The sequence below is a fragment of the Neisseria sp. Marseille-Q2251 genome, from assembly GCF_940793045.1.
Classification (GTDB): Bacteria; Pseudomonadota; Gammaproteobacteria; order Burkholderiales; family Neisseriaceae; genus Neisseria.
In genome coordinates, this window is record NZ_CALNWV010000027.1 from 20,626 (window position 1) to 33,884 (window position 13,259).

The 13,259-nt window shown below is 51.2% G+C and carries 13 protein-coding genes and 3 tRNA genes; 13 read left to right on the top strand and 3 right to left on the bottom strand.

The window, feature by feature from the left end:
- Nucleotides 1-149: 149 nt before the first annotated feature.
- The 6 genes from AAG834_RS09410 to prmC all read left to right on the top strand — a co-directional run bounded on the left by AAG834_RS09410 (nucleotide 150) and on the right by prmC (nucleotide 6,251).
- Nucleotides 150-416 carry a DUF3079 domain-containing protein gene (locus tag AAG834_RS09410; RefSeq protein WP_003766405.1) on the top strand — a complete coding sequence of 89 codons (267 nt, stop codon included), beginning with the start codon at nucleotides 150-152 and terminating at the stop codon, nucleotides 414-416.
- A 291-nt stretch (nucleotides 417-707) separates the two neighbouring features.
- On the top strand, nucleotides 708-854 hold the full coding sequence (locus tag AAG834_RS09415; protein WP_342031967.1) for a hypothetical protein: 147 nt from the start codon (nucleotides 708-710) through the stop codon (nucleotides 852-854).
- A 43-nt stretch (nucleotides 855-897) separates the two neighbouring features.
- Nucleotides 898-3,048 carry an ATP-dependent DNA helicase DinG gene (dinG, locus tag AAG834_RS09420; protein WP_342031968.1) on the top strand — a complete coding sequence of 717 codons (2,151 nt, stop codon included), beginning with the start codon at nucleotides 898-900 and terminating at the stop codon, nucleotides 3,046-3,048.
- Nucleotides 3,049-3,123: 75 nt separating this feature from the next.
- A complete protein-coding gene (locus AAG834_RS09425; RefSeq protein ID WP_342031969.1) occupies nucleotides 3,124-4,212 on the top strand; it encodes a sel1 repeat family protein in 1,089 nt (362 codons plus the stop codon).
- Nucleotides 4,213-4,283: 71 nt separating this feature from the next.
- Complete coding sequence (locus tag AAG834_RS09430) at nucleotides 4,284-5,372, top strand: tetratricopeptide repeat protein (RefSeq protein WP_342031970.1); 1,089 nt, start codon at nucleotides 4,284-4,286, stop codon at nucleotides 5,370-5,372.
- A 51-nt stretch (nucleotides 5,373-5,423) separates the two neighbouring features.
- The gene (gene prmC, locus AAG834_RS09435) at nucleotides 5,424-6,251 is read left to right on the top strand and encodes a peptide chain release factor N(5)-glutamine methyltransferase (RefSeq protein WP_342031971.1); all 828 of its coding nucleotides are present in this window, start codon (nucleotides 5,424-5,426) and stop codon (nucleotides 6,249-6,251) included.
- Between the two features lie 67 nt (nucleotides 6,252-6,318).
- Here the strand turns inward: prmC and folD are convergent, their stop codons facing one another.
- A complete protein-coding gene (gene folD / locus AAG834_RS09440) occupies nucleotides 6,319-7,170 on the bottom strand; it encodes a bifunctional methylenetetrahydrofolate dehydrogenase/methenyltetrahydrofolate cyclohydrolase FolD (protein WP_342031972.1) in 852 nt (283 codons plus the stop codon).
- A gap of 238 nt (nucleotides 7,171-7,408) precedes the next feature.
- Here folD and AAG834_RS09445 point away from each other — a divergent pair.
- The 5 genes from AAG834_RS09445 (at nucleotide 7,409) to AAG834_RS09465 (ending at nucleotide 8,488) form a co-directional block, all read left to right on the top strand.
- Nucleotides 7,409-7,486, top strand: a tRNA-Pro gene (locus tag AAG834_RS09445).
- Between the two features lie 27 nt (nucleotides 7,487-7,513).
- Nucleotides 7,514-7,590 (top strand) — tRNA-Arg (locus AAG834_RS09450).
- Nucleotides 7,591-7,600: 10 nt separating this feature from the next.
- Nucleotides 7,601-7,676 (top strand) — tRNA-His (locus tag AAG834_RS09455).
- A 195-nt stretch (nucleotides 7,677-7,871) separates the two neighbouring features.
- A complete protein-coding gene (locus AAG834_RS09460; RefSeq protein WP_342031973.1) occupies nucleotides 7,872-8,132 on the top strand; it encodes a hypothetical protein in 261 nt (86 codons plus the stop codon).
- An 11-nt stretch (nucleotides 8,133-8,143) separates the two neighbouring features.
- Nucleotides 8,144-8,488, top strand: a complete 345-nt coding sequence (locus AAG834_RS09465) for a hypothetical protein (protein ID WP_342031974.1) — start codon at nucleotides 8,144-8,146, stop codon at nucleotides 8,486-8,488.
- 98 nt (nucleotides 8,489-8,586) lie between these two features.
- Here AAG834_RS09465 and AAG834_RS09470 read toward each other — a convergent pair whose 3' ends face one another.
- Together AAG834_RS09470 and AAG834_RS09475 are read right to left on the bottom strand one after the other, a co-directional pair.
- Nucleotides 8,587-10,602, bottom strand: a complete 2,016-nt coding sequence (locus AAG834_RS09470) for a TonB-dependent receptor domain-containing protein (RefSeq protein ID WP_342031975.1) — start codon at nucleotides 10,600-10,602, stop codon at nucleotides 8,587-8,589.
- A 105-nt stretch (nucleotides 10,603-10,707) separates the two neighbouring features.
- Nucleotides 10,708-10,968: a hypothetical protein gene (locus tag AAG834_RS09475; RefSeq protein ID WP_342031976.1), complete on the bottom strand. Its 261-nt coding sequence runs from the start codon at nucleotides 10,966-10,968 to the stop codon at nucleotides 10,708-10,710.
- A 60-nt stretch (nucleotides 10,969-11,028) separates the two neighbouring features.
- Here AAG834_RS09475 and groES point away from each other — a divergent pair, with 60 nt between their 5' ends.
- Together groES and groL are read left to right on the top strand one after the other, a co-directional pair.
- Complete coding sequence (groES, locus tag AAG834_RS09480) at nucleotides 11,029-11,316, top strand: co-chaperone GroES (protein WP_003744509.1); 288 nt, start codon at nucleotides 11,029-11,031, stop codon at nucleotides 11,314-11,316.
- 96 nt (nucleotides 11,317-11,412) lie between these two features.
- A complete protein-coding gene (gene groL / locus AAG834_RS09485) occupies nucleotides 11,413-13,047 on the top strand; it encodes a chaperonin GroEL (protein ID WP_003744506.1) in 1,635 nt (544 codons plus the stop codon).
- Nucleotides 13,048-13,259: the final 212 nt, after the last annotated feature.

Below are 13,259 nucleotides of genomic sequence, written 5' to 3' on the forward strand. Positions count from 1 at the left end.
ATTTGTATAAATATAACATGAATCGTCTGGCTATTTCAGACGACCTTATACATTTCTTAACCATCCAGCGTAAAAAGACGTACAAAAACCAAGCTGTCACAATTGAATCATTTATAATTTCATGAAAATAAAAACAAGGATTTCACACCATGGCAAAAAAATTCCCCATCTTCCCCAAAGCGCCGGAGCGCATCTGCTGGGGTTGCGACAAATATTGTAAAGAAGACGATTTGCAGTGCGGCAACGGCTGCGAGCGCATCCAGCACCCCATCGAATTGGACGGGCGCGAGTGGTATAAAAAAGGCGACTGGAGCAATTTGTTGAGCGAAGAGCAGCAAATCGAACTGGGTTTGAAAGAAGCGCCCAAACCTGCCAAACCGCATATCAAACTGCCGTTGCGGAACAAAACGGCTTAAGCACCCTGCTAAACTTAAGGGGTCGTCTGAAAACCGAAGGGGCGCGATCATGCGCCCTTATCTTTATTTCAACGATGCACCAAGAAATTAATCCCACCTGCACTAAACCGCTACTGCCCATCTCTCTAGCAAACATACTTAACTTTAAATACGATATGTCATCAAATTCCGTCATTCCCGCGCAAGCGGGAATCCATCGTAAAACTTAAGAAACCTTGATTTGAAAAACAGTTTCTGAATTTCAAAAATGGATTCCCGCCGTAGCCTGTCCTCGCGTAGGCGGGGGCGGGAATGACGGCAACAGAAACGGCAACGGCAACGGTTCAAATCCCCTGTCCCAATGTGGCTTCCCTTACCAAAGGTCGTCTGAAAACGCCAAAATATGCTTTTCAGACGACCTCTCCCATCTCTCCCGAACCCGTCCCCGAAAAATGCTAAAATAACAAATTCATAAGCAAATCCACCTTTTCAGACGACCTCAATGCTCACCGATTTAGAAAAAAACGCCATCCGCGACCATTACCAAAATATCGGCAAAAACCTGCCCGGTTTCCGTCCGCGCGCTTCGCAGCGGGAAATGATTGCGGCGATTGCCAACGCTTTTTCGCGGACATTGACGCGCGAAGAAGGCGGCGAGCCGCCCAAGCGCGAGGGCGAGAGCATTGCCGTAATCGAAGGGCCGACCGGCGTGGGCAAATCGCTTGCCTACCTGCTGGCGGGCGGCATTATGGCGCAGACGCGCGGCAAGCGGCTGATTGTGAGCAGCGCGACGGTTGCCTTGCAGGAGCAGTTGGTGGACCGCGATCTGCCGTTTTTGGTTGAAAAAAGCGGCTTGGAACTGACCTTCGCGCTTGCCAAAGGGCGTGGCCGTTATCTCTGCCCCTACAAACTCTACCAACTCACGCAAAGCAACGCCCAGCAAAACCTGCTCGGCTTCGAAGCCCCCGCCGTGTTGTGGGACAGCAAACCCAAGCCCGAAGAATTGAAGCTGCTGCGCGACATCGCTGACGAATTTTCCGCCCGTCGGTTCAACGGCGACCGCGACACTTGGCCGGAAAAAATCGACGACACCATCTGGATGAAGGTGAACAACGACAACTACGGCTGCCTCAAAGCCGCCTGTCCGAACCGTCCGGAATGCCCGTTTTACCTTGCCCGCGACACGCTGGAAACCGTCGATGTCGTCGTAACCAACCACGATTTGCTGATGGTCGACATCAGCATGGGCGGCGGTGTGATTTTGCCCGACCCTGAAAACAGCTTCTACTGCATCGACGAAGCGCACCACCTGCCCAAAAAAGCACTCAGCCAGTTTGCCGCCGAGCATTCGTGGAACCAAGCGGTGTGGGCATTGGAAAAACTGCCGCAGGTTACCGGCAAAATCGCCACGCTCACCGACAAAGGCGAGTTGGCGAACCTTGCCGACGAAGCCGCCGTCTCGCTGCTCGAAAGCCTGCATGAATGGCAGTTCCACCTCGCCGAAGAGCCGTCTTTGAGCTTGGGGTCGTCTGAAAACGACAGACGGACCAACAGCGGACCGACTTGGCTGTGGGAAGACGGCAAAATCCCCGAAGGCCTCGAAACCACCGTTTCCAACACCGCCATCGCCGCCCGCAGCCTCTACAAACACATCAACAGCCTCAACGACGCCCTGTCCGCCGCCCGCCGCGACAAAGACCAAAACGGCGCGCAAATCGACCGCCTGAGTACCGAATTCGGCGTATTCCGCGCCCGCGTCGAGCAAATCACCGCCACATGGGACTTGCTCTCCACCGTCCCCCTCGAGGGCGAAGAACCGCTGGCAAAATGGATTACCCGCCGAGCCGACGACAAAAACGACTACATTTTCAACGCCAGCCCCATCAGCAGCGCGTCCCACCTCGCCAACAGCCTGTGGCGGCGCGCGGCAGGCGCAGTGTTGACCTCCGCCACCCTGCAATCTTTGGGCAGCTTCAATCTGATCCTGCGCCAAACCGGACTGCAATGGCTGCCCGAAACCACCACCCTCGCCCTAGAAAGCCCGTTTGATTTCGACGCACAAGGCGAACTCTACATCCCGCCCGTACACGCCAGCCCCAAAGACCCCGCCGCGCATACCGCCGCCATCGTCGAATGGCTGCCCAAGCTCATTTCGCCCACCGAAGCCATCGGTACGCTCGTCTTGTTTTCCTCGCGCAAACAAATGCAGGATGTCGCCCTGCGCCTGCCCGAAGACTACCTGCCGCTCCTGCTCGTACAAGGCGAATTGCCCAAAGCCGTCCTCCTGCAGAAACACCACCAAGCCATAGAAGAAGGCAAAGCCAGCATCATCTTCGGGCTCGACAGCTTCGCCGAAGGACTCGACCTGCCCGGCACCGCCTGCGTGCAAGTCATCATCGCCAAACTCCCCTTCGCCATGCCCGACAACCCCATCGAAAAAACCCAAAACCGCTGGATAGAACAGCGCGGCGGCAACCCCTTCATCGAAATCACCGTCCCCGAAGCCGGCATCAAACTCATCCAAGCCGTCGGCCGCCTCATCCGCACCGAACAAGACTACGGCCGCGTAACCATCCTCGACAACCGCGTCAAAACGCAGCGATACGGCCAACAATTACTAGCCAGCCTGCCGCCGTTTAAAAGGATAGGTTGAAACCCATAAAGAGGTCGTCTGAAACCTGATTTTCAGTTTCAGACGACCTCAACACAAACACAATCAACACATACCATGAACAAACTTACTTTCATCGCCCTGCTTGTCCCCCTGCTGGCTTCCTGCGGTTCGGTTTCACTTTCCCAATCCGACCGCAATTACACCCAAACCCATCCTGCCCCCAAAGCCTTTGACTCAAAGCGTACCCAATACACCTGCGCGACTTGGACACCGCCGTCCCCGCCCGATGCCGAATCCCATCTTTGGTATCGCGCCGCCACCCTGCTGGATGCCAAAGACTGGCGTATGAACAAACAGGAATTTCAGGACATGATTGTCTTGTACGAAGCTGCGGCATCAAAGGGGCATTATCAGGCAATCAACAACCTTTACCTGCTCTACACCCATGTACAAGGTTCAACCGGCATCATGTACAACCCCTTGCACAACCGCGCCCGCAAATGGCTGCATTACGGTCTGGACAAAAACTGGGCGATGGCAAACTATTGGCTGTTTGACGCTTTGTATGAAGGCAATGCAGGTTATCGTCGCAACCCACAACTTGGTCTTGCCTATCTGCAAAAAGCGGTGGATTTGGGTGTGCCGCTGGCGCAGTATGAGCTGTCCTTAATTTATGATAAACAGTTTAAAGATATGAATGCCCGTGAGTTACTACTTGGTTGTGCTGCCAAGCAGGGTTTTTCTGCTGCTATGGAAGAATTATCTAGAATCAAACGAATCCGTTATGAAAATCTGCAAGAATCCCTGCTGCTGATGCACAACGCAGTGCGCCAAGGAGGAGAAGGAGGTGGAGGGGCTGCTTTAAAGCTAAAAATGGTCTTTGCTAAGAATAAAGAACTTATGGATCAATTTTCTGACATCCATGCAGACCCCATCCGAGAAACGGCTTATAAAGAATTAAAAGTTGCTTTGAAAGGCACGGGCACAAAAAGCGGCAACCCCTTCTACACCTTCCCGCGCCTAGACGAAGTCCTCCCTTTACCGCCCGCTAAAACCCATTGGAAAGGCATCTACTCCGCAATGAGTAAAGAAGACGCGGCGTTCTATCAAAATCCACCCGACACCGCCGCCTTGGCCGCCGAGATCCTTAAACGCGGCATCGTCAAAAAAGAAGACGTCTATTGGCCGCCGCGTAAAGACTAAGACAAAAAGGTCGTCTGAAACCTGATTTTCAGTTTCAGACGACCTCAACAAAAACACAATCAACACATACCATGAACAAACTCACTTTCATCGCCCTGCTTATCCCCCTGCTGGTTTCCTGCGGTTCGGTTTCGCCGTCCCAATCCGACCGCGATTACACCCGCACCCATCCCGCACCCAAAGCCTTTGATTCCAAGCGCACCGAATATACCTGCGCGACTTGGACACCGCCGTCTCCGCCCGATGCCGAATCCCATCTTTGGTATCGTGCCGCCACTCTGATTCATGCTGAAGGTTGGCGCAAGAATACGCGGCAGGCTCAGGATATGATTACCCTATATGAAGCGGCAGCGTCGAAGGGGCATTATCAGGCAATCAATAACCTTTATTTACTTTATACCAACGGACAAGGGGCAAGCGGTACTTTGTATGCTCCCCAGCCCAGTCGCGCCCGCAAATGGCTGCACTACGGTCTGGACAAAAACTGGGCGATGGCAAACTACTGGCTGTTTGATGCGCTGTATGAAGGCAATGCGGGCTATCGCTATAACCCTAAACTCGCTCTTGCCTACCTGCAAAAGGCGGTGGATTTGGGGGTGCCGCTGGCACAATATGAATTGGCACGGATTTACGATAAACGATTTAAAGATTACAACACGCGCGAACTGTTGCTTGATTGCGCAGCTAGACAGGGTTTTTCGGCTGCTATGGAGGAATTATCCATGGTTAAGGAAATTCGTCACGGTAACTTAAAAGAATCACTGTTACTGATGCATAGCGCAGTGCGCCACGGTGGTGAAGGAGGTGGTGACGCTGCCTTAAATCTAGAAATGGTTTTTGCTAAAAATAAAGAACTTATGAAGAATTTCTCTGATATTCATGCAGACCCTATCCGAGAAGCGGCTTATAAAGAATTGAAAGTTGCTTTGAAAGGCACAGGCACCAAAAGCGGCAACCCCTTCTACACCTTCCTTCGTCTGGACGAAGTCCTGCCCCTGCCGCCTGCCAAAATCCACTGGAAAGGCATCTACTCCGCAATGAGTAAAGAAGACGCGGTGTTCTACCAAAATCCACCTGATACCGCTGCTCTTGCTGCCGATATCTTCAAACGCGGTATCGTCAAAAAAGAAGAAGTTTACTGGCCGCCGCGCAAAGATTAAGATAAACAGGACCCCTCACCGTTACCCGTACAAACTCAGGACAAACACGACATGACCTTAGACCAATGGCTGCGCCATTCGCAGTTGCCGAGACTCGAAGCCCGTATGTTGCTGCAACATGCAGGCGGTTATAGCCGTGTGCAGTTGGTCACGCAAGGCGCCGATCCGCTGCCGGAAGCAGTAGCCGCGCAACTGGATATCCTGCAGGCACGTCGTCTGAAAGGCGAGCCGATGGCGTATATTTTGGGCGGACGGGAGTTTTACGGACGATGGTTTGAAGTCGGTCCCGACGTGTTGATTCCCCGTCCCGAAACCGAGCATTTGGTGGAGGCGGTAATCGAACATCTCCCCGCAAACGGGCAGGTTTGGGATTTGGGAACGGGCAGCGGGGCGGTCGCCGTGACTGTGGCGTTGGAAAGAACGGATGCGGCAGTACGCGCTTCCGACATCAGCAGCGGAGCGTTGGCGATTGCCCGTAAAAACGCGGAAACTTTGGGCGCAAGGGTCGAGTTTGCATTGGGTTCGTGGTTTGAGACGGATAAGACGTCGTCTGAAGACAAACACCGCTTCGATGTCATCGTTTCCAATCCACCTTATATTGAGGCCGGCGACGAGCATTTGAGCCAAGGGGATTTAAGATTCGAGCCGCAAACGGCGTTGACAGATTTTGCCGACGGCTTGACCTGCATTCGAGAGCTGGCGCAGCGCGCGCCGGAATTTTTGAAAGAGGGCGGATGGCTGCTGCTGGAACACGGTTACAACCAAGGCGCAGCAGTACGGCAGATTTTGACGGCAAACGGCTTTGCGAAAGTCAGTACGCAACAAGATTTGGCAGGGCTGGACAGATTGACCTTAGGCATGTTCCGCCACGTTGAATAATGTTCTTAGTGGCTGAAAGTGAAGCCGCCAATCTGCCACCTGCCGCATCATGTCAGTTTATAGCGGTTTAATCATGCAGCGTCGCAGCATGTAAAGTATTTTCCAATAAAGTAGCAATCGTCATCGGACCGACCCCGCCGGGTACCGGGGTAATCATTCCGGCACGTTCTTTTGCCACATCAAACTCCACATCGCCGCACAAGCTGCCGTCTTCCAAACGGTTAATCCCGACATCAATCACCACCGCGCCGGGTTTAATCCATTCCCCTTTGACAAAATTGGGAATCCCGACGCCCACCACCACAATATCGGCAGCCCCGACTTCTTTGTCTAGGTTTTCCGTCGCGCTGTGGCAAATCGTTACCGTGGCGCGGGCAAGCAGCAGCTCCAATGCCTGAGGGCGTCCGACGATATTCGATGCCCCGACGACCACCGCTTTCTTGCCTTTCGGATCGATGCCGTAAGCCTCCAGCAGCGTCATCACACCCTTGGGCGTACAAGGGCGCATCAGAGGCATTTTTACCACCAAACGACCCACGTTATAAGGATGGAAACCGTCCACATCTTTGTCCGGATGGATACGTTCCAAAACAGCCTGACTGTCTAAGCCTTCAGGAAGCGGAAGCTGCACCAAAATACCGTCTACTTCCGCGTTCCCGTTCAATTCATCAACCAGCTTCAACAAATCTTCCTGAGAAGTCGATGCAGGCAATTCATAAGACAAAGACCTGATGCCGCATTTTTGGCATGCCGATTTCTTGTTGCGGACATATACGGCGCTGGCAGGGTTGTTCCCGACCAATACTACCGCCAAACAAGGCGCACGCAATCCCGACTCAAGCCGCTTGGCTACCGCAGCGGATACCAGCTGCAAACGCTCCTGCGATATTTTTTTACCGTCAATCAATTGAGCTGTCATGAAAGTTCCATTCGGTTATGAATAAATAGCAAGGACAATTATCGCATTTTTAAACCGATTTGGCAGGCGGATAACAGCAAAAACCGAAGCCATATTTTTGAACTGTATTGCACCTTATGCAAAGTATGCGGAAAACTAAATTTCAAATAAAAATAATCAGATAATTTAGGAAAAAGAAAAATCATCTCAAATTGGATTGACAGAATTTCCACTCATCTGTATATTCCCATTCTTCAGTCGGGGCGTAGCGCAGCCCGGTTAGCGCATCTGCTTTGGGAGCAGAGGGTCGTGAGTTCGAATCCCACCGCCCCGACCACCAAAATTCAGCACGAATCGGCAATGAGCGCCCGTAGCTCAACCGGATAGAGCACCGACCTTCTAAGTCGGGGGTTACAGGTTCGATTCCTGTCGGGCGTGCCAAAAGTTAATGGTGGCTGTAGCTCAGTTGGTAGAGCCCTGGATTGTGATTCCAGTTGTCGTGGGTTCGAGCCCCATCAGCCACCCCAAATAAAAAATCCTGCATAGCAATATGCAGGATTTTTTTTATTGTCTATTACATCTCGAATGGCGATTGGACTTGCGCATCATCCGTGAGAATTGAAGTATTTGGCTTTTTAGGTAGCTTTGAGGTCGTCTGAAAAGACCTTTTGAGAGTTATTCCTAACGAAACGGACTTTTCATACGATTTTAAAAGGAAACTCATGCACATCACATTTCCTGAATGGTTTGATGATCTTGCCGAATTTGAAGCCGAGAACAAAGGCTGTCTATTGAATTTTCCATTATGTATCAATGGGCAAAATTTTGTTTTTACCTTCTACGATTTATGCCGCCTCAACCAAACCTGTGTCGATGAATCTGACTCAGTCGGTTTTTTGAAAAACGAAGCGGTCGTTGTACTGCAAGCGGTAAATCGGGCAAACATCACCCGCTTTGTCCAAGCGTTTTTTCAGTTAGGGTGAAAAATGAAACCATGAAAAAGCACATCGAAGACTTGCGTAATGTCCTGTATATCCATGACTTAACCGTCGCCTTAGAAGAAGATATCCCTGCCTTCCCCGCTACGTGGACGTTGACCCATCCTTATTTCACGCTGCCGATGACCATTGCTTTTTATAATGTGAACGATATCAGCGTTATACCGCTGCACGAGAGTTTCGGTTGCTATCTGATGGAGCAGCCCGAAATATCGCTGTATTTCACTAAAACCAACCGCCATTCGTGGCAGCATGATTTGACCGTTTTTATTAAAACGTTGATGCAATACATTCACTCAACCGAAGCGAAACGAGACAAGGCTGTCCGAAAGGACATTTGAACAAACAGTCTCCGATAAACACGGTTTTCCAAACAGAAAGACGTCGTCTGAAAAACAGTAAAGGGTTTTCAGACGACGTCTTTGTTTTTACGCGGTTCTTAGAAGCGGTAGTTAACGCTCAAGCGGATATCGCGGCCAGGTTCAGGCAAGGCGTTAGCACCTGCGCGTTGGCTGTGCGGCTTGTAGTTTTTATTCAAGACATTGTTGACGGCGAAGTTGACGTTCAAATCGTCTTTGCCCGTCGGCTTCCAGTTGGCGAATATATCGTTGACACCGTAGCCTGCGCGGACAACATTCAGAGCCACATCAGAGCCGCGCGAGGTTGGGGCGTAGCCTGCATTTTGGACATAACGTCCGCGCCAGCCGATTTCCAGATTCGGATTGTCGAATTGGTACGACAGACCTGTTGTCCATGTGCGTCCCATCGGGATAGCGGTTGTCACGATGTCGGCGGTATCGCCGTTCAGTTTCGGTCTGCTGTAAGCTACGCCTGCACGTGCGGTCAGACCTTTCCAGCGGTAGGCGGCGTTCAGTTCGTAACCTCTGTTTTTCAGCTTGCCGCCGTTATACCAGACGTAGTTTCGTCCTTCTTGACGGATGGCCTGTACATCTTTGATTTGCTGATGGAAATAGCTGCCGGAGAGCATCAGGGCAGAATTCCAGTGGTAGTTAAAGCCGATTTCTGCATTTCGCGAGCGTTCTGCTTTCAAGTCAGGCGATGAAACAATCGGCCTGTTGTTTGCTAAAGCTGCTTCGTACAGGCGGGGGCTGCGGGTTGCATAGTTCAGGCTGGTGTTGATGGAAAAATCAGGGGTAATGTCATAAACCAACCCGATGCTTGGATTGAGGTTGCCGTCTGAATTTTCTGTATTACTGCTGGTTTTCATTTTCCAGCGGTCATAGCGCAAACCTGTGGTCAGCGTAACCGGAGAGAAATCCCAAATGCCTTCTACATATACGCCGGCATCGTTTTTCTTCTCGTTGTTTTCTCCGTTTGAGCTGCTTTTTTGAGTGCGCCAGTTTACCCCGTATTTCAAGGTATGGCGGTCAAATAGACGACTGTCAAGATTCAGGTTGGCTCCGTATGTCCGCACTTCGCCATCCAATTCATAATTGGGATTGGGGACTTCATCACGTTTAGTGTTCAAACGGTAAACATTGGCTTTGATTTTGTCGATGAAGCCCAAGTTTCCGCCTTTGAATTCCAAGTTGGTGGTGTCTTGGGTCAGTGTGCGGTAACGCGGCGAGTTGGTGGCGACATTCGGAATGCGGTTGCCGTTGGCATCCAGAACGTATTGACCCGTGCGGCGGTCGGTTTGGAATACTTGTGAGAAATCGAATTCTTCGCGCAGGGCGCGTTCCCCATATTGTTTCTCTTGGCGGTGGCTCAATTCAATACGGTTGTCTTCATTGAAGCGATAGCCGATTTTGCCCAGCAAGCCGCGCGAACCCAATCCACTGTTTAAAACCTTATCGCTTCCGAGCAGATTACGGTAGCCTTTGCCTGCCGTGTATTCTTTGTCGCGTACGAAATTGCCTGAAACCAAAGCATCAAAACCGCCTGCCTGACCGTAAACGCTTGCGCCGCGTGAATAACCTTTATTGCTGCTGATGCCGGCATTTAATTTGAAACCGACGTTTTGGCCTTCTCTCAGCAAATCCTTAGCTTCAACCGTTTCAGCAACAATTGCGCCGCTGGTTGCACCGATACCTGCGGAGGCCGAACCCGTACCTTTTTGTACGGCAACGACTTTTACCAATGCAGGGTCAAGCATAAATCGGCCGTTGTGGTGGAAAATCTGGCTGTCAGTGTAAGTATCGTCAACTTTATAGTCTATTTGGTCTTGTCCCATGCCTCGGATGGTTACCCATTGCGACTGACCGTTGCCGCCGCCGAAACTGATAGAGGGTTCGTTGAACAATACGTCTTTTAAATCAGTGGAAGTCGTTTCTTCCATGCGTTTTGTCGTTACACGGTGTGTGGCGCTTGTAGCTTGACCTTTCACAGTAACAGTATCAAGGGTAACGCTTTCTTTCGCTTCGTTTTCCGCGTGGGCAAAACCGGCGGCGAGTGCTAAGGAGAGCAGGCTGAAGCGGAACAGGGGTGAGGTCATGTAAATTTCCTTTGTTGGGGCAAGTTTCAGTTCTTTGGTTAAATTCATTATTAATAATGATTTCTATTTATTTTAAAGATGAGATACTATTTTGTAAAGGCGTGTTTATGTTTGCGCTGATAGTGTCTGTTTTTTTCTTGATTGAACCATTTGAAGTTTGCCGACTGTAAAAGGTCGTCTGAAAATATCTGCCTGCTTGATCAGCCTTAAAAGTAGGGCGGGGAATGGTGCAAAACTGCCGTGTCCGTTTTCAAACGACCTTAAGCGGAAAATTTTTGCTTCTTCCCTTGAATTTATCGGGCCGAACCCTAATTTGCCGCTGTGTTCAGGCAAGTTTTTTGATGAACTTGCCGCCTTCTTTTTCAAACCGCATCTGCCGGATGAAGGTAGATGATTGTTTTCAAACTATTTATCGGAGCATAAAACATGACCATCCGTCCTTTACACGACCGCGTCGTCGTCAAACGCTTGGAAGCTGAAGAGAAAACCGCATCAGGCATCGTCTTGCCGGGCGCAGCCGCTGAAAAACCCGACATGGGCGAAGTGATCGCCGTGGGTGCGGGTAAAATCGGTAAAGACGGCGCGCGCCGTCCGCTGGATGTCAAAGTCGGCGACAAAGTGATTTTCGGCAAATACAGCGGTCAAACCGTAAAAGCCGACGGCGAAGAGCTGTTGGTGATGCGCGAAGAAGATATTTTCGGTATTGTCGAATAAACATTCCGTCTATTCAGAACAACAGGTTGTCTGAAAAGACGTACAAGGTTTTCAGACGACCTCAAACAACATTAAACAATTTTGGAGAATCAAAACATGGCAGCAAAAGACGTACAGTTCGGTAACGAAGTCCGCCAAAAAATGGTCAGCGGCGTGAACACTCTGGCAAACGCCGTCCGCGTAACTTTGGGCCCTAAAGGTCGCAACGTAGTCGTTGACCGCGCTTTCGGCGGCCCGCACATCACTAAAGACGGCGTTACCGTCGCTAAAGAAATCGAACTGAAAGACAAATTCGAAAACATGGGCGCGCAAATGGTGAAAGAAGTGGCGTCCAAAACCAACGACGTAGCGGGCGACGGTACCACTACCGCCACCGTACTGGCTCAAGCCATCGTCGCCGAAGGCATGAAATACGTTACCGCCGGCATGAACCCGACCGACCTGAAACGCGGTATCGACAAAGCCGTCGCCGCTTTGGTTGAAGAGCTGAAAAACATCGCCAAACCTTGCGATACTTCCAAAGAAATCGCCCAAGTCGGCTCAATTTCCGCCAACTCCGACGAACAAGTCGGCGCGATTATTGCCGAAGCGATGGAAAAAGTCGGCAAAGAAGGCGTGATTACCGTTGAAGACGGCAAATCTTTAGAAAACGAATTGGATGTCGTCGAAGGTATGCAGTTCGACCGCGGCTACCTGTCTCCTTACTTCATCAACGACGCGGAAAAACAAATCGCGGCTTTGGATAATCCGTTTGTTTTGCTGTTCGACAAAAAAATCAGCAACATCCGCGATCTGCTGCCTGTTTTGGAACAAGTGGCAAAAGCCAGCCGTCCGCTCTTGATTATCGCTGAAGACGTAGAAGGCGAAGCCTTAGCGACTTTGGTCGTGAACAATATCCGCGGCATCCTGAAAACCGTTGCTGTGAAAGCTCCGGGCTTCGGCGACCGCCGCAAAGCCATGTTGCAAGACATCGCCATCCTGACCGGCGGTACCGTGATTGCCGAAGAAGTCGGTCTGTCTTTGGAAAAAGCCACTCTGGAAGACTTGGGTCAAGCCAAACGCATCGAAATCGGTAAAGAAAACACCACCATTATCGACGGCTTCGGCGACGCAGCCCAAATCGAAGCGCGTGTTGCCGAAATCCGCCAACAAATCGAAACCGCAACCAGCGATTACGACAAAGAAAAACTGCAAGAGCGCGTTGCCAAACTGGCAGGCGGCGTGGCAGTAATCAAAGTCGGTGCCGCTACCGAAGTCGAAATGAAAGAGAAAAAAGACCGCGTGGAAGACGCGCTGCACGCTACCCGCGCAGCCGTTGAAGAAGGCGTGGTTGCCGGCGGCGGCGTAGCCTTGTTGCGCGCCCGTGCCGCTCTGGAAAACCTGCACACCGGCAATGCCGACCAAGACGCAGGCGTACAAATCGTCTTGCGCGCCGTTGAGTCTCCGCTGCGCCAAATCGTTGCCAACGCAGGCGGCGAGCCTAGCGTAGTGGTGAACAAAGTGCTGGAAGGCAAAGGCAACTACGGTTACAACGCAGGTTCCGGCGAATACGGCGACATGATTGAAATGGGCGTACTCGACCCCGCCAAAGTAACCCGTTCTGCGTTGCAACACGCCGCGTCTATCGCAGGCCTGATGCTGACGACCGACTGCATGATTGCCGAAATCCCTGAAGAAAAACCGGCTATGCCTGATATGGGCGGCATGGGTGGTATGGGCGGCATGATGTAAGGTTGCCCCAACCTGAGCGCAAACAAAAACCTGCACGGACAACCGTGCAGGTTTTTTTCTTTCAAAGAAGGTCGTCTGAAAACGGGTAGCAACTGTATTTTTCACCCCGTCGGGCAAAAATACCAAAACTCAAATCAAGCCGTTTGGATACCATTTTCGGCAAAATAATCACGCATCCGGGCATTCAATATCGTCAGCAGTTTGCGCATACA

Excerpts from the sequence above, each read along its gene's own strand:
- prmC (WP_342031971.1), top strand. The coding sequence starts at position 5,424 with ATGACCTTAGACCAATGGCTGCGCCATTCGCAGTTGCCGAGACTCGAA.
- AAG834_RS09430 (WP_342031970.1), top strand. The coding sequence starts at position 4,284 with ATGAACAAACTCACTTTCATCGCCCTGCTTATCCCCCTGCTGGTTTCC.
- AAG834_RS09410 (WP_003766405.1), top strand. The coding sequence starts at position 150 with ATGGCAAAAAAATTCCCCATCTTCCCCAAAGCGCCGGAGCGCATCTGC.
- AAG834_RS09465 (WP_342031974.1), top strand. The coding sequence starts at position 8,144 with ATGAAAAAGCACATCGAAGACTTGCGTAATGTCCTGTATATCCATGAC.
- dinG (WP_342031968.1), top strand. The coding sequence starts at position 898 with ATGCTCACCGATTTAGAAAAAAACGCCATCCGCGACCATTACCAAAAT.
- AAG834_RS09415 (WP_342031967.1), top strand. The coding sequence starts at position 708 with ATGACGGCAACAGAAACGGCAACGGCAACGGTTCAAATCCCCTGTCCC.
- groES (WP_003744509.1), top strand. The coding sequence starts at position 11,029 with ATGACCATCCGTCCTTTACACGACCGCGTCGTCGTCAAACGCTTGGAA.
- AAG834_RS09460 (WP_342031973.1), top strand. The coding sequence starts at position 7,872 with ATGCACATCACATTTCCTGAATGGTTTGATGATCTTGCCGAATTTGAA.
- groL (WP_003744506.1), top strand. The coding sequence starts at position 11,413 with ATGGCAGCAAAAGACGTACAGTTCGGTAACGAAGTCCGCCAAAAAATG.
- folD (WP_342031972.1), bottom strand. The coding sequence starts at position 7,170 with ATGACAGCTCAATTGATTGACGGTAAAAAAATATCGCAGGAGCGTTTG.
- AAG834_RS09425 (WP_342031969.1), top strand. The coding sequence starts at position 3,124 with ATGAACAAACTTACTTTCATCGCCCTGCTTGTCCCCCTGCTGGCTTCC.
- AAG834_RS09470 (WP_342031975.1), bottom strand. The coding sequence starts at position 10,602 with ATGACCTCACCCCTGTTCCGCTTCAGCCTGCTCTCCTTAGCACTCGCC.